Consider the following 19,856-nt stretch of genomic DNA (forward strand, 5'->3'; position numbering starts at 1 on the left):
AGGGAGAACATTACCATGGCCATTCTTCTTCTGGCAGATCACGACAATGCCCACCTTTCCGACCAGACGGCGAAGGCGCTGACGGCGGCATCGAAGATCGGTTCCGACGTGCATGTGCTCGTCGCAGGTGCCGGTGCCAAGGCTGCGGCCGAGCAGGCGGCAAAGCTTTCGGGCGTGACCAAGGTCCTCGTCGCAGAGGATCAAACCCTTGCCAACAACCTGGCAGAACCGCTGGCAGCGCTCATCGTCTCGCTGGCCGGCAGCTACGAGGCGATCGTCTCTGCCGCGACCTCCGTCGGCAAGAACGTGCTGCCGCGCGTGGCAGCCCTTCTCGACGTCGCGCAGGTCTCGGAAATCATCGAGGTCGTCTCTGCCGATACGTTCAAGCGTCCGATCTATGCGGGCAATGCCATCCAGACGGTTCAGTCCACCGACGCCAGGAAGGTGATCACGGTGCGCACGGCGTCCTTCGCCGCAGCCGGCGAGGGCGGCAGCGCAGCGATCGAGGGCGTTTCCGCTGCAGCCAACCCCGGTCTCTCGACCCACGTCAAGGACGCGCTGTCCTCGTCGGATCGTCCGGAGCTGACGTCTGCCAAGATCATCATCTCGGGCGGGCGTGCGCTTGGCTCGTCTGAAAAGTTCCAGGAGGTCATCCTTCCCGTTGCCGACAAGCTCGGCGCTGCCGTTGGTGCCTCTCGTGCTGCGGTTGATGCCGGCTATGCGCCGAACGACTGGCAGGTCGGGCAGACGGGCAAGGTGGTTGCGCCGCAGCTCTACATTGCCTGCGGCATCTCGGGTGCCATCCAGCATCTGGCCGGCATGAAGGACTCCAAGGTGATCGTGGCGATCAACAAGGACGAGGAGGCGCCGATCTTCCAGGTCGCCGACTATGGGCTTGTGGCGGATATTTTCGAGGCTTTGCCGGAATTCGAAAAGGCCATCGGCGCGCGTTGATACGCGCCACGCTCACCCCTCGTCGCGAAAACTCGCGGTGGCGGGGGGTGGGGGGCTGGCGTGGAACCGGGCGCCCTTCAGCCAGAGTTTCAGTGCTTCCCAATGGATACCGGCCATCACCTTCAGCGTCATGAAGGGGAAGCGCAGCAGGTATCGGGCGAGGTTCGGGCCGGTCAGCGCCATGGCGTCGCCGTTGAAGGTGGCGGCAAGCAGCGGCTCGCTGCCGGCGGTCTCGTGGATGCGCAGCCGCACGGTCTTTCCCGGCGGCAGAATGCGGAAATGGTAGCGCATGCCCATCTCGATGAACGGCGAGACATGGAAGATCTTCGTGCGCGTCTGGCGGATGCCGGCGGGGCTCGCCTCGCCGGGCAGCACCGGTGCTACATAGCTGTGGCGCTCGCCAAAGGTGTTGCGCACCGCATAGATGATCGCAAGCAGCTCGCCCGCCGCGTCATAGGCGAAATAGGTCGAGATCGGGTTGAAGACATAGCCGAACATGCGCGGATAGGCGAGCAACAGGATGCGCGCCGCCGGCACCTCCACGCCCGCCTGCGCCAGTAGCCGGTCGGCGAAACCGCGCAGCGTCTCGCCGTCCGCCTCGACATGGTCGCTTTCGCGAAACGACAGCAGCCCCGGCCGGTTGACGGCGAGCAGGCGGGAGAGGCGGCCGAGTTCGCCGAGCCGGTCGACATCGACCAGCAGCGCGAAGACCGAATAGCTGAAACGATGGCCGAAGGGTTTCAGCCGCTGGTGCATCACCTTGCCGGGATAGAGCGTGCCGGCCGCGTCGGGCGGCGGGCCGTTCTCCTCGACGCTGGTGATGCGCTCAGCCTTCATTGCGCCGATTTCCAGCGCACGTTGCGGCAGAGCACGCCGCCCAGAATGCAGCCGCGCGTCAAAAGCGCGCCGTCGGAGACCTGCACGGTGATGGAATAGGTGCGGTCGCGTTTCTTGTCATAGGCCGATCCGGACAGCGTATCGGCGGATTTCGGCTTCAGCGACATGACCAGAACGTCGCCGGCCGCTTCGCCCTTGCTGGTATCGCCGATCCACAGGTTGGTGGCGCAGATATCGTTGCCGCAGGGCGCGATACGAACGCGCGCATTGCCGTCGTCGCGCAGCCACACGCCACTCGGATCGGCGGATTGCTGCGCACCCACGGCGCTGACCGTGAGCAGCAGCAGGGCAAAGGGTGCCAAAATCGGCGTCTTCATCGCGTCATCCTCCTTGCTTGCTTTCCCGCACATACGCAGCGCGCAGGCGATCGGTTCACTCGACGAGTGATCCGGCGCGTGCGGTGCGGCGTAGACATCATGAACCCCACGGAAAGCACCTCATGAAGACCCTCATCATCGCCTATTTCGCGGCCGGCCTCGTCTTTCTCATCGTGGACGCGATCTGGCTGAGCACGATGGCCGATGCGCTCTACCGCCCGCTGCTCGCCGACAAGCTGGAAACGCAGTTCAAGCTCGTGCCGGCGATCTGCTTCTATGTGATCTATATTGCCGGCATCGTCTTCTTCGCGGTGATCCCGGCGCTGGAGGGCGGCGGGCTGCCCAAGGCGGCGCTCAATGGCGCGGTGCTCGGCCTCGTCGCCTATGCCACCTACGACCTCACCAACCAGGCGACGCTGCGGGACTGGCCGCTCGCCGTGACGCTCGCCGACCTGCCCTGGGGCGCTTTCGTCACCGCGGTCGGCGCCTCAGCCGGATTTTTGGCCGCCAGCCGGTTCGACTGATCCTTCCGCCTCGGCCAGCCTGTTGGAAAAGATGAGGGCGACGAAAGCCGTCAGCATGCCGGCGCTCACCACGTTGAGCCGCGCGAGCGCGGCATATTGCTCCGCGCTGTAGGCTGCCATGGGCGGGCCATAGCTGTCGTTCAGCATGAAGGCGAGGAAGGCGAGCCCCGCCAGCGCCAGGCCGTAGATGCGCTCCTTCGGGCGAAGCAGCAGAAGGGCGATCATCGCGCAGGGCAGCAGGAAGATCTCGACGGCCGATGGGACGCCGAAAAGCCAGGCGCATTGCACCGTATTGCCGATGCCGGCGAGCGGCAGCAGCGCCCGGCTGGCAATCGTGTTCCAGCGCGCCACCGCCGGCACGGCGAGGAAGAAAGGCGTCGAGAGGAAGGTGAACCAGCCGGGCGTGATATCCCCGCCGACCAGCCAATAAAGATAAAGCGGATAGAACGGCTGGTTGGACGCGACGATGAGCGCGATGAGGTTTGCCGCCGCCACCCGCGGGTCCGGGTGGTGGGCATAGGCGCTGAGGGCGCGGAGCGGCCTCATTGGGCGGCGGGGCGCAGCAGGTAGTGGCTGACGCCCCATTCCTCGCCGTTCGCATGGCCGAAGAGGCCGGCCGTCGCCAGGAAGAACAGCCGCCAGCGGCGCATCCAAAGAATGGCGTCGGCGCCGTAGGTGTCGGCAAAGATCGCCCGGATCGCCGCACGGTTGGCGTCGAAATTCTTCAGCCAGTCGAGCGCGGTGCGCTCATAGTGCCGGCCGTTCCAGCGCCAGTCCTTTTCCACGATGAAACTGTCGGAAAATTCGCGCACCAGCCCGTGGCTCGGCATGACGCCGCCGGTGAAGAAATGCTGGGCGATCCAGTCCGCCTTGTCGGCATGGTCGAAACGGTAGGCGCTGGCGCGATGCGAAAAGACATGCAGGAACAGCCGCCCCTGCGGCCGCAGCCACAAGCGGGCGCGCGACAGCAGGCTCCGCCAGTTGGACATGTGCTCGAACATCTCCACCGAGACGATGCGGTCGAATGTCTCGCCCGGCTGGAAGGCGTTCATGTCGGCCGTGATCACGGTGAGGTTGGTCAGGCGGCGGCGCGTTGCTTCGCCTTCGATGAAGTGGCGCTGCGAGGCGGAATTCGACACGGAGACGATGCGCGAGGCCGGGTAACGCTCCGCCATGAACAGCGAGAGCGAGCCCCAGCCGCAGCCGAGCTCCAGCACGTCCTGCCCGTCTTCGAGCGCGGCATGGGCGCAGGTCTCGTCCAGCGCGGCGATCTCGGCCTCGGCAAGCGTCGTCTCGGCGGTCGGATAGAGGCAGGAGGAATATTTGCGGCGGGGGCCGAGCGCCAACGCGAAAAAATCCTGCGGCAGTTCGTAATGCTGCTCGTTTGCCGCATCGGTGTGCACGGCGATCGGAAAGGCCTCCATGGCCTTGGCGAAATCCCGGTCCGCCACGCCGCCGCCCGTCAGCACGCGGCTGGTGCGGCCGACGAGGCGGTCGATGCCGAAGCGCAGCGCGCTGTCGGGAAGCGGCAGGCGCTCGGCGGCGGCAATCGCGGTAACGGCGAGGTTCATGACGGTCTCTCCTTGGTGTTGAAGCCGGGCCAGAAGGCGTTCACGCGCTTGGCATAGGCGGCGAAGGCGACCCCGCGCGAGCGCAGCATATGGGCTTCCAGCGGCGGGATGCCCGAGATATGGACGAGCAGCCAATACATGAAGGCGGGTCCGGCAAGGGCCGCCCAGCCCCACGGCCATGTGCCGGCCGGGCCGATGGCGATGACGGCGTAACCCGTCCAGCCGAGCCACTGGAAAAAGTAGTTGGGGTGGCGGGAGAGGCCCCAGAGCCCGGCATCGCAGACTTTGCCGCGATTGGCAGGATCGCCGCGAAAGCGCGCGAGCTGCGCATCCGCCAGGCCTTCGCCAAGCACGGCCGCGACGAGGATGGCGATGCCGGCAATGTCGCTCCAGCGCAGACCGGGCGCCGGGTTGCGGGCGGCGAGGAAGATGGTCGCGGCGAGCAGAAGCGCCGCCGCCGCCTGGATCTGGAGGAAGAACCACAGGCGGCCTTTCCAGCGGTCGCCCCATTCCTGCTTGAGCCGTGCATAACGCGGGTCCTCGCCGCCATGGAGCGTGCGCAGCACGATGTGAAAGCCGAGCCGGCAGGACCACAACACGGCGATGAGGGCGACGACGAGGCGGCGCTGGACATCACCCTCCCAGCCCGCGACCGGGGTGAGCGCCACCGCGATGCCGGCGGCACCGACGAGAAAGGACCAGGTCGCATCGACCCAGCCGGAACTGGCGCCGCGCACCACGACAAGCCAGGCGCCCGTCATGGCGAGCGAGAGGGCGACGGCGAGCAAGAGGAACAGGGCCGCCGGCGCCATGGCTCAGATCCCGAAGATCGGTTGCAGCATGCGGCCGATGAAACCCTTGAAGCGCATCTGGCCTTCCATCGCCGCAAGGCAGATACAGTCGCCGTCGCGATCGACGACCGGCTGGTGCTCGACGTCCTCGTCCATTTCCGCCATGTCGCCCGGCCGGAACGTGCCGAACCGATCGGTAAACGCGCCGGCCACGACATAGGTGAATTCCGTGCCGGCATGGCCGTGATCGGGAAGGGCGCGGCCGGGCGCGATCTTCAGCAGGATCAGGTTGGCATCGGGATCGTGCGGCACGCCGACGCGGCTCATGCGCATGCCGGGGCCGATCCAGCGCCAGCGCCCGATGTCGCAGCCGCCCAGTGCATCCGGCAGGCGCACGCCCTCGATCTCGACGGGCTTGCGTGATTGCGGCCTCGGTGCCGGTTCGTCCTCCGCGTCGATCATCGCCAGCACGTCGTTGAAGGCGGTTTCCGAGAGTTGCGTCGGCTCGATCTCCTCAAGCAGCGCGCCGCCGACGGCTTCGTAGGTCGCGACGCGGGCGCGGCAGGCGGGGCAGCCGGCAAGATGCGCTTCGACGACGATCGCAGGGCCTGCGGCCAGCGTGCCGGCGGCGTAGCGCATCAGGGTCTCGTCGGTGGCGTGGTGGTGTTTCGAGCTCATGTTTCGTCTTCCAGCAGCGCGCGTAGGCGGTTCATCGCCAGGCGTGTTCTAGATTTCACCGTGCCGAGCGGAATGCCCAGCTCGCCGGCAATTTCGGTCTGCGATTTCTCGCTGAAATAGGACAGGCGGATGATCGTCTGCTGCTCCGTGGACAAGGTGGTGAGCGCACGGCGCACCCGCTCGTCGCGCTCGGCGCCGATCACCCCATCCTCGATGGAAAACGGCGCGTCCTCGGCATCGACCGGCAGCGTCGCCGGATTGCGCAGCCGCCGCAGATGGTCGATGCGCAAGTTGCGGGCGATGGTGAAGACCCATGTCGCCACGCCCGCGCGCTCCGGGTCGAAATAGGAGGCCTTGCGCCAGACGTTCAGCATCGTCTCCTGCACCAGGTCCTCCGCCACGCCCGACGATATCGCCGAGCGCAGGAAGAAGGTCTTCAGGCGTGGACCGAAATGCCGGAACAGCGCGGCGAAGGCCTGCCGGTCGCGATCATCGGCCACCGCCGCAAGAAGGCTGGCGAGCACCTCCGGCGTCGGCGCGCGCGGATCGGCGGCATTCATGACGGCACGCCGCATGCCGGCGGGCGGGGCCGGCCTTTCCTGCGTGTCGATCTGGTTCGAAGCGTCATACATGCATCCTTCTACGCGGCGGGCCTCAAGCCGGATCATCTCCCCCTGACGCGGCTTGACGAGTGATCCGGTACGGCACCGTTTTCGTAGAACCTACAGAAAGTCCACTACCAAATCGACAGCCCCCATAAGGATCGCGATGCGACATGTTTCCCAATCCGACCGACCCCTCCGGATCGCCGTCGTCGGCACGGGCATCGGCGGCCTTTCGGCGGCCTGGCTGTTGTCGCAGCGCCACGAGGTCACGGTCTTCGAGGCGGAGGCGCGCATCGGCGGCCATTGCCATACGGTGGAGGCCGGGCAGGCGGCGGTGGACACCGGCTTCATCGTCTATAACGAGCGCACCTATCCCAACCTGACGGCGCTGTTTTCCCATCTCGACGTGCCGACAAAAGCCTCCGACATGTCCTTCGCCGTCTCCATGGATGACGGCGTGCTGGAATATTCCGGCACCAACCTCGTCGGCCTGTTCGCGCAGGGCAGCAATCTCGCGAGCCTGCGCTTCTGGTCGATGCTGCGCGATGTCGTGCGCTTCTACCGCGAAGCGCCGGCGAGCGTGCGCGCCCTCGATCCCTCTGCAAGCCTCGACGATTACCTGAACAGCGCCGGCTTCGGCACGGCCTTCCGCGAGGACCATCTCTATCCGATGGCGGCTGCGATCTGGTCGACGCCGGCGCTCGAAATCGGCAATTACCCGGCCGTCTCCTTCGTGCGCTTCTGCGAAAACCACGGCTTGCTGAAATTCTTCCGCCGACCGATCTGGCGCACCGTCGAGGGCGGCAGCCGCGCCTATGTGGACAAGCTCATCGCCCCCTTCCGCCACCGCATCCGCACCAGCGCGCCCGTCACCGCCATCCGCCGGGTCAATGGCGCGGTGGAAATCTCGACGCCGGGGGCGGAGCCGGAATGGTTCGACCATGTGGTGATCGGCGCCCATGCGGACCAGGCGCTGGCGCTGCTAACCGATCGGTCGGAGCGGGAAAACGACCTGCTCGGCGCCTTCTCCTACGGCCTCAACGAAACCGTGCTGCACAGCGACGAGACGCTGATGCCGCGCCGCCGCCGGGTCTGGTCGAGCTGGAACTATCTGGCACAATCCGCCCGCGACGGCAGCAAGCGGCGCAAGCCCTGCGTCACCTACTGGATGAACCGCCTGCAGGGCGTGACGGCCGATCGCGCGCTCTTCGTCACACTGAGCCCGCTGCATGCGCCGGCGGAGGAGACGGTGGTCTGGCGCGGCGTCTACCAGCACCCGCTGTTCAACGCCGCCACGCTCGCCGCGCAAAAGGAACTCTGGTCCTTGCAGGGCCAGTCCAACACCTGGTTCTGCGGCTCCTATTTCGGCTCCGGTTTCCACGAGGATGCCATCCAGGCCGGGCTTGCGGTGGGCGAAAGCCTCGGCGGCACGACCCGGCCCTGGACGGTGGCGGGCGAATCTGACCGCATTTTCCGCACCTTGCAGCAGGTCTAGAAAGACCGTTGCTCCGCGTGCGCGGTGCGGGCATTCTCCGGGAAAACCCATCAGGAGCATGCCCATGATCGTCCAGGCCTGCATCAATGGCGCGCGGCCAAGCGCGTTTCACCCGCGGCTGCCGCTCGATGTCGAGGCCATGGTGCGCGACAGCCTGCTCGCCATCGCGGCCGGTGCCGCCGAACTCCACATCCACCCCCGCGCGGACGGCCGCGAATCCCTTGCCGCCATCGACGAGACCATGCTGGCGCTGCGCCACGCCTGCCCCGGCACGCTCATCGGCGTGTCGACCGGCGCCTGGATCGAAGGCGACGAGGCCGAGACGCGCCGGCGGATTTCCGCTTGGCGCGAGCTGCCCGACTACGCCTCGGTCAACCTCTCCGAGCCGGATGCCCCCGCCGTGATGGCGCTTCTGCGCGAGCGCGGCGTCGGCATCGAGGCGGGGCTCGCGAGCGTCGCCGATGCCGAGCGGCTGCTGTCCCTGACGGATCACGCCCGCGTGCTGCGCATCCTCATCGAGATCGATGAGCAGGACCTTGCGCGCGCCATGGCGGTCGCCGATGGCATCGCCACGACGCTCGCAGATGCCGGCCTGCGACGGCCCATCCTGCTGCACGGCAGCGACGCCACGGTGTGGCCCTTCGTGGTGGAAGCCCGCGCGCGCCGCTGGTCGACGCGGGTGGGGCTGGAGGACGGAAAACACCTGCCGGACGGCACCGTTGCCGAGGACAATGCGGCCCTTGTCAGCGCCGCGGTCGCCATCTTCCGGGCGCCTCCGCCCGCCGCCTGAAAAAAATCCTTCGCCGTCGGGAACCCTGGGGCATGCCTTCGCATTCCGGTGCCGGAATTGGGGCATATTCATATGACGATGACGACACTTCGCAACGACGTCCGTTGGCTTTCTCCCGTGTTCGTACGGATCGGCTATGGCGCGGCGGAAGCCGTTCGCAGCCCGCATGACGCGATGAACTACCTGCATTTCCGCTGGCCGGCGCACCGGGGGCGGGCCTTCGACAATGCCCGCACGCTCTGCGCCGACGCGATGGAGAACGGTAAGCCTTGCGAGACCGCCCGCGAGGCGTTCATCCGCGCCTGTGTCGAAGCGAGCATCCTCGACTAGGCCGATGGACATGGACCCTCCCCACGATCTCGACCGTTTCAAGCTGGCGCAGGCGCCGGTGTTCGAGACGGTGCTGCGGGAGCTTCGGTCCGGCCGTAAGCGCAGCCATTGGATGTGGTTCGTCTTCCCGCAGATGCGCGGGCTCGGCCGCTCACCGGCCTCCCGGCATTTCGGCATCGCCTCGCTGGGCGAAGCACAGGCCTATCTCGCCGACCCGGTGCTGTCCGAGCGGCTTCGGCTGGCGACGCAGGCCGTGCTTTCGGTCGAGGGCCGCTCGCTGCTGGAGATCTTCGGCTCGCCCGACGACCAGAAGTTCCGCTCGTCGATGACGCTGTTTGCGGTCGCATCCAGAGAAGGCCCGCTCTTCACCCAGGCCTTGCAGACCTGTTGCGATGGCGTGCGCGACGCGCAGACGCTGGCGCTGCTGAACGCGTGACGCTCAGCGCCGCGCCATCAGCTTGGCCTGCAACACCACCACGACCAGCAGGAAGGCGCCGCGGATGACGGATTGCCAATAGGCGGACAGCGAGATCCAGCCGAGGCCGTTTTCGAAGTTCAGGATGTTGAACACCATGGCGAGCAGCAGCGCGCCGGCAAGCGTGGCGCCGACCGAGCCGGAGCCGCCGGTGAGCAGCGTGCCGCCCACCACCACGGACGCGATGGCGAACAGCTCCCAGCCCACGCCTTCCGTCGGCTGGCCGGCGCCGAACTGCGAGGCAAGGATGACGCCGGCAAGGCCCGCAAGCACGCCGGAGGCGAGGTAGACGGCGGCCAGCGTGCGCTCGACCTTGAGGCCCATCAGCCCCGCCGTCGCCTCGCCGTCGCCGATCGCCAGGACATGGCGGCCGACCGGCAGCTTTTCAAGCACCAGCCAGCCGAGGACATAGGCGGCAAGCGCGATCCAGGCGGGGATGGGGAAGCCCAGAAAGTCGTCCTGGCCGATCACGGTGAAGCCGGTGTCGTAGGAGACGGAGACCGACTGGTTGTCGGCGAGCAACAGCCCCGTTCCATAGGCCGCCAGCATGGTCGCGAGCGTGGCGATGAAGGGCTGGATGCGCATTTTCGTGATGATGAAGCCGTTGAGCGCGCCGACGGCAAGGCCCGCCGCCATGCCGCCGAGAAGCCCGGCCGCCCAGTGATAGGGCGAGAACAGCGCCGCCACCACGCTCGCCATCGCCGCCGTGCCGCCGACGGAAAGATCGATGCCGCCGGTGATGATGACGAAGGCCATGCCGAGCGCGATCAGCGCGAACATGGAATTGTAGCGCAGGAAAGAGAGGATGTTGAAGGACGACAGGAAATTGTCGTAGCGCAGCGCCCCGAACAGGATGAGGCCGGCGAGCGCGAGCATGACGCCAAGCCGGGCGAGGTCGCCGGAGGATTTGATCGCGAAGGGGCGGAGGATGGTCTGCATGGCGGTTGCCCTCAATGCCTGTCGGCGCGCTGCTGGATGAAGACGGCGAGCACGATCAGCCCCGCCTTGACGATGAGCGCCGCGGCATCCGGCACCCCGTTGGCAAGCAGCGTGTAGCGCACCAGCTGGATGACGAAGGCGCCGAGCACCGTGCCGACGATATTGGCCCGCCCGCCGGTGAGCAGCGTGCCGCCGACGGCGACGGCGGCGATGGCGTCGAGCTCCATGCCGAGGCCGACGAGGTTGGCGTCGCTCGCGGAATTCCGCGCCACCACGACGAGGCCGGCAATGCCGGCAAGCGCCCCGCTCACCATATAGACGAAGAGCTTGACGCGCTTGACGGGGATGCCGGTCAGCCGCGCGGCCTTCTCGTTGCCGCCCACCGCGATGATCTGGCGGCCGATGACGGTGTAGCGGATCATCGCGAAGGCGAGCGCGGCGACAAGGACCATCAGCACGACCTGCGCCGGCACGCCGGCAATGCGGCCCATGGCGATGAACTGGAAACCCTCGTTCTTGAAGACCTGGAGGTTGCCGTTGGTCATGACCTGCGCGATGCCGCGGCCGGCGATGAAGAGCACGAGCGTCGCGATGATCGGCTGGATGGAAAAGCGCGTGACGAGCAGCCCGTTGAACAGGCCGAAGAGGCTGGCGACCACCACCGGGATGATCAAGGCGAGCGTGACGGCGACCGCCATGTTCTCGACCGGCCAGAACTGGCCCATGAAGATCATCGGCGCCAAGGCACCGGCAATCGCCATCAGCGAGCCGACGGAGAGATCGATGCCGCCGGTGGCGATGACCAGCGTCATGCCGGTCGCGACGATGACGATGGTGGCGACCTGGGTGAGGTTCACGTTCAGCGTCTGCCAGGACAAAAAGTTCGGCGTGATGGCGATGTTGACGGCGATCAGCGCCAGGAAGGCGACGAAGGTGCCGTAGCGGCTCGCCAGCGTGAAGAGCCGGCTGCCGGAGGAAAGCGCGCCAGCTGGCTGCGGGGCAGGGGTTTCGATCGTCGTCATATCATTCCACCTGATGGGCCATGGCGGCAAGCAACGCCGCCTCGCTCAGATCCTTGCGCGGCAGGGTCTTCACCGACGTGCCGTCGCTGAGCACGGTCACGCGGTCGGCGGCGGCCAGCAATTCTTCGAGTTCGGAGGAGATCATCAGCACGCTCAGCCCCTCGTCGGCGAGGCTGCGCAGCAGTTTGAGGATTTCCGATTTCGCGCCGATGTCGATGCCGCGCGTCGGCTCGTCGACGATCAGCACGCGCGGGTCGGTTGCCAGCCACCGGGCGAGCAGCACCTTCTGCTGGTTGCCGCCGGAAAGCTCCTTGATCGGCTGGTCGGGCGAGGCGCATTTGACGCCGAGCGCGCGGATATAGCGGGTGACGATCTCGTCCTGCCGGGCGCGGTCGACGATGCCAGCCTTCTTCAGCCGCGGCAGCAGCGCCAGCGTCATGTTCTCGCGGATGCTCATGTCCGGCACGATGCCGTCGATCTTGCGATCCTCGGAGACAAGCCCGATGCCATCGGCAATCGCGTCCGCCGGCTCGCGGTAGGTGCGCTCACTGCCCGCCAGGCGCATCGTGCCGCGCTCCATCTTGTCCGCGCCGAAGATGAGCCGCGCCGTCTCCGTGCGGCCGGAGCCGAGCAGGCCGGCAAGGCCGGAAATCTCGCCCTCGCGCACCGTCAGGCTGACATCGCGCACCCGCACGCCGGCTCCGGCATTCGTCACGTCGAGGCGCACGGGCCGCTCGGGTTTCTCCTCGCCCGGCGCCATCGCCTGGAAGGCGGCAAGCTCCTTGCCGAGCATGTGGCGCACCAGCGCCATCTTGGGCATGTCGGCCATCGGGCTTTTCGCCACCGTCTGGCCGTCGCGCATGATCGTCACGCGGTCGCAGATTTCGTAGAGCTCGTCCAGCCGGTGGCCGATGAAGATGACCGCCACGCCGGAGCGTTTCAGCGTGCGGATCGTCTCGAACAGCACGGCGACCTCGCGTTCGTCCAGCGACGAGGTCGGCTCGTCCATGATGACGAGGCGGGCGTTCTGCGTCACCGCGCGGGCGATCGCCACCATTTGCCGGGTCGCCGCATCGAAATGCGCGACGGGCCGGTCGACGTCGATCGTCAGGTTGAAGGTTTTGAGCACGGCCTCGGCACCGCGGCGCATGGCGGTGTGGTCGATCAGGCCGAAGCGCCTCGGCTCGCGCGACAGATAGATGTTTTCCGCCACGGAGCGCTGCGGCGCGAGGTTGATCTCCTGGTAGATCGTCGCGATGCCGGCGGCCTGGGCTTCGGCCGGCATGGTGAAATCGACCTCCCTGCCGTCAAAGGCGATCGTGCCCTCGTCGCGGCGGTAGACGCCGGTGAGAATCTTGATCAGCGTCGATTTTCCGGCGCCGTTCTGGCCGACGAGCGCCATCACCTCCGCCGGCTCCACCTCCAGCGAAGCGGCTTTCAGCGCCGCCACGCCGGCAAACGCCTTGGAAATGCCCTGCATGGACAGAAGCATGGAAGTCCTCCTCTATCCGCCCTCCGGGACGGGCCACACAACCTACACCCGAACGGACCGCAGGTCAGGCCCGTTCAAAAAACGGCCGAGACGGTTTTGCCGCCCCGGCCGCAAAGTGCTTGGGAGATGGTATCAGTAGGCGTTGGCGAGTTCCGCGGCCGCGTTCGAGGCGTCGTAGAACTTGTCTTCGTTGACGAGGATCGGGTCGATCGCCTCGCCCTTGGCATAGCGCATCATGGTCTCGAAAGCCTTCGGCCCGAAGCGCGGGTTGCACTCCACGACGGCCGCGATCTTGCCGTCAACCACGGCCTGCACCGCTTCCTTGCCGCCGTCGATCGACAGAACCAGCACGTCCTTGCCCGGCACCTTGCCGGCGGCTTCGAGTGCTGCGATCGCGCCCATCGCCATCTCGTCATTGTGGGCGTAGATGATATCGGCATCCGGATGCGCCTGAAGCAGGGATTCCGCCACCTGGCGGCCCTTGTCGCGGGCGAAATCGCCGGTCTGCGAGGCGACGATCTCGAAGCCGCCGGCCGCCTGGATGGCCTCGTCGAAGCCCTTCTTGCGGTCGTTGGCCGGCGAAGAGCCGGTCGTGCCTTCGAGTTCGATGATCTTCGTCTTGCCGTTGGCGTTCTTCACCAGCCATTCGGCGACGCGCTTGCCTTCCTCGACGAAGTTCGAGCCGATGAAGGTCAGGTAATCCTCGCCGGCCTTGGCGAGCGACGGATCGACCGAGCGGTCGAGCAGGATCACCGGAATGCCGGCCTTCTTGGCGGCCATGACGGCTGGGATGAGCGGCTTTTCTTCGCGCGGTGCGAGGAAGATGACGTCGACGCCCTGGGCGATCATCGAGTTGACGTCGGCCACCTGCTTGGCGGCGGAGCCGGCGGCATCCGTATAGACGAGCTGGAAGCCGAGCTTTTCGGCCTCCGCCTTCATGCTGTTGGTCTGCGCGATGCGCCAGGGATTGTTGGATTCGGTCTGCGCGAAGCCGACCTTGTAGGTGTCTTTCTGCGCCAGCTTCGGCACTTCGGCAATGGCGACGCCTGCCACGGCAAGCGCGCCGACGGCCGTTGCCGCAAGCATGAAGGTGCGACGGGAAATCATGGTCATCAGTGGGTCTCCTCCCGGGTAACTTGGCCGGTGCTCCTCTACCGGACGTGAGCATTTTGTGCTTCACATGTCTAAATCTTGCGCTAATAATATTAGCAGTCAAGAGCCAAAATTATGAGCACTTGCAAAAAATCCGTGTGCAGCGCAATGCACACCGAGGGGTGAGGAACGACGCATGGCCAGGGGCAACGGGCGCAATTCGGGCAAGGAGGGCGGTGGCAGGCAGGATGGGGGCCGGCCGACCATGACGGACATAGCGCGCATTGCCGGCGTGTCGCAGTCGAGCGTTTCCCTGGTGCTGAACGAGATGTCCGGCTCGCGCATTTCGCCGGAAACGCAGCAGAAGGTGCGCGAGGCTGCTCATAAAATCGGTTATAAATTACCGGCGACGCGCAGCCCGGTGGCGACCGCCCCCGCCGTCGAGAAGGATACGATCGCCTTCATTGTCGACGAGATCTCGACGAGCCCGCATCCCGTCGTCAGCCTCGACGGCATCCGCGACCATGCCTTCGAGCAGGGGCTGCTGGTCTCGGCCCATGCCACGCGGTCGAACCCGGATCTGGAGCGGGCGGTGCTGCGCTCGGTATTGCGCGACCCGTCGATTGCCGGCGTCATCTACGCGACGATCTTCACCCGCAAGGTCAGCGTGCCGCCTGAGCTGAAGACCATCCCGACCGTGCTGCTCAACTGCTATTGCGAACCGCGCCAGCACGTCGCGATCGTTCCGGGCGAGGTGGCGGGCGGTTTTGCGGCGACGGCGCATCTCACCGCGCTCGGCCACAAGCGCATCGGCTTCATCAACGGCGAACCCTGGATGGACGCGGCGATGGACCGGCTGAAAGGCTACAAGCAGGCGCTCGCCACCGCCGACATCGCCTTCGACGAGAGCCTGGTGCGCGATGGCGACTGGCTGCCGCTACGCGGCTACGAGGCCGGCCTCGACCTGCTGTCCATGGACAATCCGCCGACCGCGATCTTCTGCGGCAACGACCTGATGGCGATCGGCATGATGGAGGCGGCGCAGGAAAAGGGTCTGCGCGTGCCGCAGGACCTCTCCGTCATGGGCTATGACGACCAGGAACTGGCGCGCTACACCCATCCGCCGCTCTCGACGCTGGTGCTGCCGAACTACGAGATGGGCCAGAAGGCGGCCGAACTGCTCATCGACATGGCGATCCACGGCAAGCATATGCGGCCGATGACCATCAAGGTCGACGGGCCGCTCGTCGTGCGCGAGACGACGGCGCAGCTCGCCGGCGCGAAAAAGCGCTGAACCTTCTCACTCGTGCAGGATATGGGCGGCCTTCACGGCGGCCGAGGCGCGGTTCTCGACGCCGAGCTTCACATAGATCTGTTCGAGATGCTTGGTGACCGTGCGGGCGCTGAGGCCGAGGATCTCGCCGATATCGCGGTTCGACTTGCCCTTGGCGATCCACAGCAGCACCTCGGATTCGCGCTGCGTCAGCGCAAAATGCTGGCGCAGAATCTCCTCGTCCGACAGGCGGTTTTCCGCGGTCAGGCGGAAGAGATATTCGTCCGCGCCGATCGCGCCGAGGAAGGAAAGCTGCAGGCTCGCCTGGCCCGCCTGCTGGATCGCGAAGGTGTTTTCGCGCGCGGTGCTGCGCGTCTTCATCCAGCTGCGGATATGCGTGGAGACGGCGTCGAGCCCGTCGTCGCTGCCGGTCGCGGCATTGACGAGGCGGGTCGCCTGCGGCGTCGACCAGCGGATCTTTCCCTCGCCGCTCACCGCCAGCAGGTGGCGCCCCGCCGCATCCAGCGCCACGCGCGCGCTTTGCGCCGAGCGCGCATTGGTGAGGTGCACGCGGATGCGGGCGCGCAGTTCGTCGATGTTGATCGGCTTAGTCAGGTAGTCGACGCCGCCGGCCTCCAGCGCCCGCACCACATGTTCGGTCTCGGTGAGCCCGGTCATGAAGACCACCGGCACGGGGCTTGCCGCCGGGTTGGCCTTCAGGCGCAGGCAGGTGTCGAACCCGTCCATGCCGGGCATGACCGCGTCGAGCAGGATGATATCGGGCGTGATGCGGTCGACGATGTTGAGCGCCGAAGCACCGGACGTGGCGATCAGCACGGAAAAGCCGGATTGTTCGAGCGCCTCGGTCAGGAAGCCGAGCGCTTCGGGGGAATCGTCGACGATGAGGACGATATCGCGCGGGGTGGCCGTCTCAGTCACGGGCAGCGTCCTCTTGTCGGTCCATGGTCTTCAGGAAGGCATCGTAGCCGGCCAGATCGAACACCTGCACATAGGCGCGCACCGCCTCGGTGAAGGGCTGGTGTTCGGCCACGCGGGCGATTTCGGCGAGCTTCGCCTCGATGCCCCTGACATAGCCGATCTCGCCGAGCCGGATCAATTCCTGCACATGGCCTTGTTCGGGAACGACGATGCTGGCCTCGGCCGGCTCCGCCGCCTTCGCCTCGCCGTGATAGGTCCAGGAGAGACCCATATGCAAGGCGAGCTTATCGGTGAGCTGGCGCAGGTCGAAGGGTTTTGCCAGCGTGTCGTTATGGCCGGTATGGGCGGAGGCCGAGCCGTCGCCGATATTGGCCGACAGCATGATGATCGGGCCGGGCTGGCCGAGCGCGCGCAGCCGCTCCACCAGCGCCCAGCCGCTTATGCCGGGCATGGAAATGTCGATGAGGAAGAGGTCCGGCTTCAGGCTTTCGAGGAGCGCCAGCGCATCCGCGCCGCTTCGCGCCGTCAGCACGGTGAAATCGAGCGGCCGCAGCACCTCTTCCATCAGGTTGCGATGGTCGGCATTGTCGTCGACGACGAGGATGGTGCGCCGTGGGCCGCCATACCCCTTGATGTGCAGCACCTTCGGCGCCGTCGGGCGGTCGACCGCAGAGAGCATCAGGCGCACCTTGAATTCGGTGCCCTTGTCGCGCTCGCTCTTTACCGAGATTTCGCCGCCGAGCGTCTGCGTCAACAGCCGCGTGATGGTAAGGCCGAGGCCGAGGCCCGGCATGCCGTGTTCGGTATCGCCGCGCTGGAACGGCTCGAAGATGCGCGGCAGGTCCTTTTCCAGGATGCCGCGGCCGCTATCGGCGACCGTGAAGGTTGCGACCTGGTTGCGATAGGCGACGTCGAGGCGGATTTCGCCGCTATCGGTGAATTTCAGCGCGTTGGAGATGAGGTTGACGAGGATCTGGCGCAGGCGCTTTTCATCGGTGCGCACATAGGACGGCAGGTTTTTCGGGCGGGCATGGGTGAAGGCGACGCCCTTGGCCTGCGCCTGCGGGCGGAACATCTCCAAAATCTGGTCGAGGAAATCGTCGATGTTGATCTCGTTCGAATAGACCTGCAGCTTGCCCGCCTCGATCTTGGAAATGTCGAGCAAGCCGTCGATGAGCCCGGACAGGTGATCGGCACTGCGCTTGATGACGCGGATCGCGCCTTGCCGCTGTGGCGGAATGCTCTCGTCGCGCTCCAGCACCTGCGCATAGCCAAGCACCGCATTGAGCGGCGTGCGCAGTTCATGGCTCAAACCCACGACATAGCGGCTCTTGGCGCGGTTGGCGGCTTCCGCCGTTTCCTTCGCCTGCTGGAGCGCCGCGTCCGTCTTTTTATGCGCGGCGATTTCCTTGAGCAGCAGCGTCGTCTGGCGCGACGATTCTTCCTCGGCGACCACGCGGCTGTCATGCGCCAGCACGTAGAACCACGAGACGACGCCCGCCACCACGGCGAAGACGAAGAAGACGATGGCGATGGTGCGCTCCACCACGGTGGCCGTTTCCGGCGAGCCGGTGCCGACCTGGTGGGCGATCATCGCGAGGATGATGCCCATGCCGGTGATCGACAGCGCGGCGGCGATGCCGTAGCGGCCAAGCCGCGTGCCGAGCGCCGCCGTCACCGCCTCGGGCAGGATGGATTTCGCCACGCCCGCCACCTGCGCATTGAACCGCGCCTTCGGCTTGCACAGGTCGTGGCAGCGGCTGTCGAGCGAACAGCACAGCGAGCAGATCGGCGCCGCATAGGCGGGACACCAGGCCATGTCCTCCGGCTCGAACGGGTGTTCGCAGATCGAGCAGGTGATGGTGTGCTGCTGCGCCCAGCTCTTCCTCGGCTTGCGCGCGAGGTAATATTTGCCGCCCGTCGCCCAGGCGATCGCCGGCGAGGCGATAAAGGCGACGACGGCGGCGATATAGGGGGCGAGCGAGGCAGGGATTTCGCCGAATGTGCCGAAATGCGCCATGAGGGCGATGATCGCCGACAGCGCCATGGCGCCAAGCCCGACCGGGTTGATATCGTAGAGATGGGCGCGCTTGAACTCGATACCCGGCGGCGACAGGCCGAGCGGCTTGTTGACGAAGAGGTCCGCCGAGATGGTGCAGAGCCAGGCCATGGCGACGATGGAGAAGACGCCGAGCGTTTCCTCCAGGAGCTTGTAGATGCCGAGTTCCATCAACAGCAGCGCGATCGCCACGTTGAAGATCAGCCAGACGACGCGGCCGGGATGGCTGTGCGTCAGGCGCGAGAAGAAGTTCGACCAGGCGAGCGAGCCCGCATAGGCATTCATCACGTTGATCTTGAGCTGCGAGACCACCACGAAGGCGACCATCAGCAGCAGGGCCGCCGCGTCCCATGGCAGCATGTAGCCGAAGGCGGTGTAGTACATCTGCGCGGGATCGGCCGCCCGCGTCGAGGGCACGCCCGCCGAAAGCGCCAGCACGACGAGAAAGGAGCCGGCAATCAGCTTCGGCGCGCCCACGATCACCCAGCCGGAACCGGCAAGGAACACGGCGATGCGGTGGTGCAGCTTCTTTTGCCCATCCGGCGGCAGGAAGCGCAGGAAGTCGACCTGCTCGCCGATCTGCGCCATCAGCGCGAAGATGACGGCCGAGGCCGCGCCGAATTCCACCAGGTTGAACGGCGCATAGGTGCCGGGCGGGCCGGAGGCGTGGTGCAGGCCGGAATAGGCGAGCCACAGGCCGACCTTCTCCCAGTCCGCAAAGGCGATGAAGACGAAGGGCAGGATGTTGAGCACGATCCAGAACGGCTGGGTGACGAGCTGGAAGCGCGAGATGAGCTGCACGCCATGCGTCACCAGCGGGATCACCACCACCGAGGAGATGATGTAGCCGATCCAGAGCGGGATGCCGAGCGCCAGCTCCAGCGCGCCGGACATGATGGAGGCCTCGATGGCGAAGAGGATGAAGGTGAAGCTCGCATAGATCAGCGAGGTCAGCGTCGAGCCGATATAGCCGAAGCTCGCGCCGCGCGTGAGAAGGTCGATATCGACGCCATGGCGGATGGCATAGCGGCTGATCGGCAGGCCGACGAGCAGGATCATCAGGCTCGCCACCACGATGGCGACGATGGCGTTGGTCGTGCCGTAGGACATGGTGATCGCGCCGCCGATCGCTTCCAGCGCGAGGAAGGAGATGGCGCCGATGGCGGTCTGCGAGATGCGGTCCGATGAAAAGCGGCGTGCGCTCTTGGCGGTGAAACGCAGCGCATAGTCTTCCAGCGTCTGGTTGGCGACCCAACGGTTATACTCGCGGCGGATCGGTATGATGCGCTGGCGTGCGGCCATCTTTTCCTGCTGTTCCCATGGCCCGTTTACCCGGCCGTTTTTTGCGGGCGTTGAAGCATGACCTACCCCCACCCTCCACGTCATCCTCGGGCTTGACCCGAGGATCCAAGCCGCAGGGTGCCGTAGATCCTCGGGTCAAGCCCGAGGATGACGGAGGAGAGGGCAGTGGCCTCAACACACAAGGCCCTTCGTAACACAGATACAGCGCCCCTGAAATTGGTGCAGCGCCGCAAAACTTCCCGCTTCCCCCCGGCAACTACGTAGAATGACGTATGTGCAGCGCAGCATCCCCGGCGGATAGTTTCTTAAGC

At 66.2% G+C, this 19,856-nt stretch carries 20 protein-coding genes; 7 read left to right on the plus strand and 13 right to left on the minus strand.

The features are described from left to right. Positions 1-15: 15 nt before the first annotated feature. Positions 16-954, plus strand: coding sequence for an electron transfer flavoprotein subunit alpha/FixB family protein (locus J2Y63_RS23715; protein ID WP_435268090.1), 939 nt, complete (start codon positions 16-18; stop codon positions 952-954). Between the two features lie 12 nt (positions 955-966). Here J2Y63_RS23715 and J2Y63_RS23720 read toward each other — a convergent pair whose 3' ends face one another. Continuing rightward, positions 967-1,791, minus strand: coding sequence for a DUF1365 domain-containing protein (locus J2Y63_RS23720; protein ID WP_435268091.1), 825 nt, complete (start codon positions 1,789-1,791; stop codon positions 967-969). Beyond that, positions 1,788-2,168, minus strand: coding sequence for a DUF2147 domain-containing protein (locus tag J2Y63_RS23725; protein WP_256120376.1), 381 nt, complete (start codon positions 2,166-2,168; stop codon positions 1,788-1,790). Before J2Y63_RS23725 ends, J2Y63_RS23720 begins: the two co-directional genes overlap by 4 nt. Before the next feature lie 122 nt (positions 2,169-2,290). Here J2Y63_RS23725 and J2Y63_RS23730 point away from each other — a divergent pair, with 122 nt between their 5' ends. Next, positions 2,291-2,692 carry a DUF2177 family protein gene (locus J2Y63_RS23730; RefSeq protein WP_435268092.1) on the plus strand — a complete coding sequence of 134 codons (402 nt, stop codon included), beginning with the start codon at positions 2,291-2,293 and terminating at the stop codon, positions 2,690-2,692. On the opposite strand, the gene J2Y63_RS23735 is transcribed toward J2Y63_RS23730, so the two are convergent. From J2Y63_RS23735 to J2Y63_RS23755, 5 genes are read right to left on the minus strand one after another with little or no spacing between them, the layout of a single operon-like run. Then, positions 2,657-3,238: a hypothetical protein gene (locus J2Y63_RS23735; protein ID WP_435268093.1), complete on the minus strand. Its 582-nt coding sequence runs from the start codon at positions 3,236-3,238 to the stop codon at positions 2,657-2,659. The genes J2Y63_RS23730 and J2Y63_RS23735 overlap by 36 nt on opposite strands. After that, positions 3,235-4,263 (minus strand): SAM-dependent methyltransferase, encoded by a 1,029-nt coding sequence (locus J2Y63_RS23740; protein ID WP_435268094.1) that lies wholly within the window; start codon positions 4,261-4,263, stop codon positions 3,235-3,237. The genes J2Y63_RS23735 and J2Y63_RS23740 overlap by 4 nt, the downstream gene beginning before the upstream one ends. Beyond that, positions 4,260-5,075: a DUF1295 domain-containing protein gene (locus J2Y63_RS23745; protein ID WP_435268095.1), complete on the minus strand. Its 816-nt coding sequence runs from the start codon at positions 5,073-5,075 to the stop codon at positions 4,260-4,262. Before J2Y63_RS23745 ends, J2Y63_RS23740 begins: the two co-directional genes overlap by 4 nt. A gap of 3 nt (positions 5,076-5,078) precedes the next feature. Then, the gene (locus J2Y63_RS23750; RefSeq protein WP_435268096.1) at positions 5,079-5,732 is read right to left on the minus strand and encodes a ChrR family anti-sigma-E factor; all 654 of its coding nucleotides are present in this window, start codon (positions 5,730-5,732) and stop codon (positions 5,079-5,081) included. Then, complete coding sequence (locus J2Y63_RS23755; RefSeq protein WP_435268097.1) at positions 5,729-6,364, minus strand: sigma-70 family RNA polymerase sigma factor; 636 nt, start codon at positions 6,362-6,364, stop codon at positions 5,729-5,731. The genes J2Y63_RS23750 and J2Y63_RS23755 overlap by 4 nt, the downstream gene beginning before the upstream one ends. 136 nt (positions 6,365-6,500) lie before the next feature. On the opposite strand from J2Y63_RS23755, the gene J2Y63_RS23760 reads away from it, so the two are divergent. From J2Y63_RS23760 to J2Y63_RS23775, 4 genes are all read left to right on the plus strand, one after another. Beyond that, positions 6,501-7,832, plus strand: a complete 1,332-nt coding sequence (locus tag J2Y63_RS23760; protein ID WP_435268098.1) for an NAD(P)/FAD-dependent oxidoreductase — start codon at positions 6,501-6,503, stop codon at positions 7,830-7,832. Between the two features lie 64 nt (positions 7,833-7,896). Beyond that, positions 7,897-8,622, plus strand: a complete 726-nt coding sequence (locus J2Y63_RS23765) for a 3-keto-5-aminohexanoate cleavage protein (RefSeq protein WP_435268099.1) — start codon at positions 7,897-7,899, stop codon at positions 8,620-8,622. 72 nt (positions 8,623-8,694) lie between these two features. Beyond that, positions 8,695-8,952, plus strand: a complete 258-nt coding sequence (locus tag J2Y63_RS23770; protein WP_256120385.1) for a DUF982 domain-containing protein — start codon at positions 8,695-8,697, stop codon at positions 8,950-8,952. 10 nt (positions 8,953-8,962) lie between these two features. After that, a complete protein-coding gene (locus J2Y63_RS23775; protein ID WP_435268100.1) occupies positions 8,963-9,388 on the plus strand; it encodes a DUF1810 domain-containing protein in 426 nt (141 codons plus the stop codon). Positions 9,389-9,391: 3 nt separating this feature from the next. On the opposite strand, the gene J2Y63_RS23780 is transcribed toward J2Y63_RS23775, so the two are convergent. The 4 genes from J2Y63_RS23780 to J2Y63_RS23795 form a co-directional block, all read right to left on the minus strand. Further along, a complete protein-coding gene (locus J2Y63_RS23780) occupies positions 9,392-10,366 on the minus strand; it encodes an ABC transporter permease (RefSeq protein WP_435268101.1) in 975 nt (324 codons plus the stop codon). An 11-nt stretch (positions 10,367-10,377) separates the two neighbouring features. Next, positions 10,378-11,388, minus strand: coding sequence for an ABC transporter permease (locus J2Y63_RS23785; protein WP_435268102.1), 1,011 nt, complete (start codon positions 11,386-11,388; stop codon positions 10,378-10,380). Position 11,389: 1 nt separating this feature from the next. Continuing rightward, positions 11,390-12,880, minus strand: a complete 1,491-nt coding sequence (locus tag J2Y63_RS23790; RefSeq protein WP_435268103.1) for a sugar ABC transporter ATP-binding protein — start codon at positions 12,878-12,880, stop codon at positions 11,390-11,392. A 132-nt stretch (positions 12,881-13,012) separates the two neighbouring features. Next, positions 13,013-13,993 carry an ABC transporter substrate-binding protein gene (locus J2Y63_RS23795; protein WP_435268104.1) on the minus strand — a complete coding sequence of 327 codons (981 nt, stop codon included), beginning with the start codon at positions 13,991-13,993 and terminating at the stop codon, positions 13,013-13,015. A 175-nt stretch (positions 13,994-14,168) separates the two neighbouring features. On the opposite strand from J2Y63_RS23795, the gene J2Y63_RS23800 reads away from it, so the two are divergent. Beyond that, positions 14,169-15,266, plus strand: coding sequence for a LacI family DNA-binding transcriptional regulator (locus tag J2Y63_RS23800; protein ID WP_256120391.1), 1,098 nt, complete (start codon positions 14,169-14,171; stop codon positions 15,264-15,266). 6 nt (positions 15,267-15,272) lie between these two features. Here J2Y63_RS23800 and J2Y63_RS23805 read toward each other — a convergent pair whose 3' ends face one another. Together J2Y63_RS23805 and J2Y63_RS23810 are read right to left on the minus strand one after the other, a co-directional pair. After that, positions 15,273-16,184, minus strand: coding sequence for a response regulator (locus J2Y63_RS23805; RefSeq protein ID WP_435268105.1), 912 nt, complete (start codon positions 16,182-16,184; stop codon positions 15,273-15,275). Beyond that, positions 16,177-19,545 (minus strand): hybrid sensor histidine kinase/response regulator, encoded by a 3,369-nt coding sequence (locus J2Y63_RS23810; RefSeq protein WP_435268106.1) that lies wholly within the window; start codon positions 19,543-19,545, stop codon positions 16,177-16,179. Before J2Y63_RS23810 ends, J2Y63_RS23805 begins: the two co-directional genes overlap by 8 nt. Between the last annotated feature and the right edge of the window lie 311 nt (positions 19,546-19,856).

The sequence above is a fragment of the Shinella sp. BE166 genome, from assembly GCF_051201095.1.
GTDB lineage: Bacteria > Pseudomonadota > Alphaproteobacteria > Rhizobiales > Rhizobiaceae > Shinella > Shinella lacus.

Bases quoted from the DNA above. Each gene is read 5' to 3' on its own strand.
- J2Y63_RS23745 (WP_435268095.1), bottom strand. From the start codon at position 5,075: ATGGCGCCGGCGGCCCTGTTCCTCTTGCTCGCCGTCGCCCTCTCGCTC.
- J2Y63_RS23715 (WP_435268090.1), top strand. From the start codon at position 16: ATGGCCATTCTTCTTCTGGCAGATCACGACAATGCCCACCTTTCCGAC.
- J2Y63_RS23775 (WP_435268100.1), top strand. From the start codon at position 8,963: ATGGACCCTCCCCACGATCTCGACCGTTTCAAGCTGGCGCAGGCGCCG.
- J2Y63_RS23730 (WP_435268092.1), top strand. From the start codon at position 2,291: ATGAAGACCCTCATCATCGCCTATTTCGCGGCCGGCCTCGTCTTTCTC.
- J2Y63_RS23785 (WP_435268102.1), bottom strand. From the start codon at position 11,388: ATGACGACGATCGAAACCCCTGCCCCGCAGCCAGCTGGCGCGCTTTCC.
- J2Y63_RS23800 (WP_256120391.1), top strand. From the start codon at position 14,169: ATGGCCAGGGGCAACGGGCGCAATTCGGGCAAGGAGGGCGGTGGCAGG.
- J2Y63_RS23810 (WP_435268106.1), bottom strand. From the start codon at position 19,545: ATGGCCGCACGCCAGCGCATCATACCGATCCGCCGCGAGTATAACCGT.
- J2Y63_RS23795 (WP_435268104.1), bottom strand. From the start codon at position 13,993: ATGACCATGATTTCCCGTCGCACCTTCATGCTTGCGGCAACGGCCGTC.
- J2Y63_RS23720 (WP_435268091.1), bottom strand. From the start codon at position 1,791: ATGAAGGCTGAGCGCATCACCAGCGTCGAGGAGAACGGCCCGCCGCCC.
- J2Y63_RS23750 (WP_435268096.1), bottom strand. From the start codon at position 5,732: ATGAGCTCGAAACACCACCACGCCACCGACGAGACCCTGATGCGCTAC.
- J2Y63_RS23765 (WP_435268099.1), top strand. From the start codon at position 7,897: ATGATCGTCCAGGCCTGCATCAATGGCGCGCGGCCAAGCGCGTTTCAC.
- J2Y63_RS23770 (WP_256120385.1), top strand. From the start codon at position 8,695: ATGACGATGACGACACTTCGCAACGACGTCCGTTGGCTTTCTCCCGTG.
- J2Y63_RS23790 (WP_435268103.1), bottom strand. From the start codon at position 12,880: ATGCTTCTGTCCATGCAGGGCATTTCCAAGGCGTTTGCCGGCGTGGCG.
- J2Y63_RS23755 (WP_435268097.1), bottom strand. From the start codon at position 6,364: ATGTATGACGCTTCGAACCAGATCGACACGCAGGAAAGGCCGGCCCCG.
- J2Y63_RS23740 (WP_435268094.1), bottom strand. From the start codon at position 4,263: ATGAACCTCGCCGTTACCGCGATTGCCGCCGCCGAGCGCCTGCCGCTT.
- J2Y63_RS23780 (WP_435268101.1), bottom strand. From the start codon at position 10,366: ATGCAGACCATCCTCCGCCCCTTCGCGATCAAATCCTCCGGCGACCTC.
- J2Y63_RS23735 (WP_435268093.1), bottom strand. From the start codon at position 3,238: ATGAGGCCGCTCCGCGCCCTCAGCGCCTATGCCCACCACCCGGACCCG.
- J2Y63_RS23760 (WP_435268098.1), top strand. From the start codon at position 6,501: ATGCGACATGTTTCCCAATCCGACCGACCCCTCCGGATCGCCGTCGTC.
- J2Y63_RS23725 (WP_256120376.1), bottom strand. From the start codon at position 2,168: ATGAAGACGCCGATTTTGGCACCCTTTGCCCTGCTGCTGCTCACGGTC.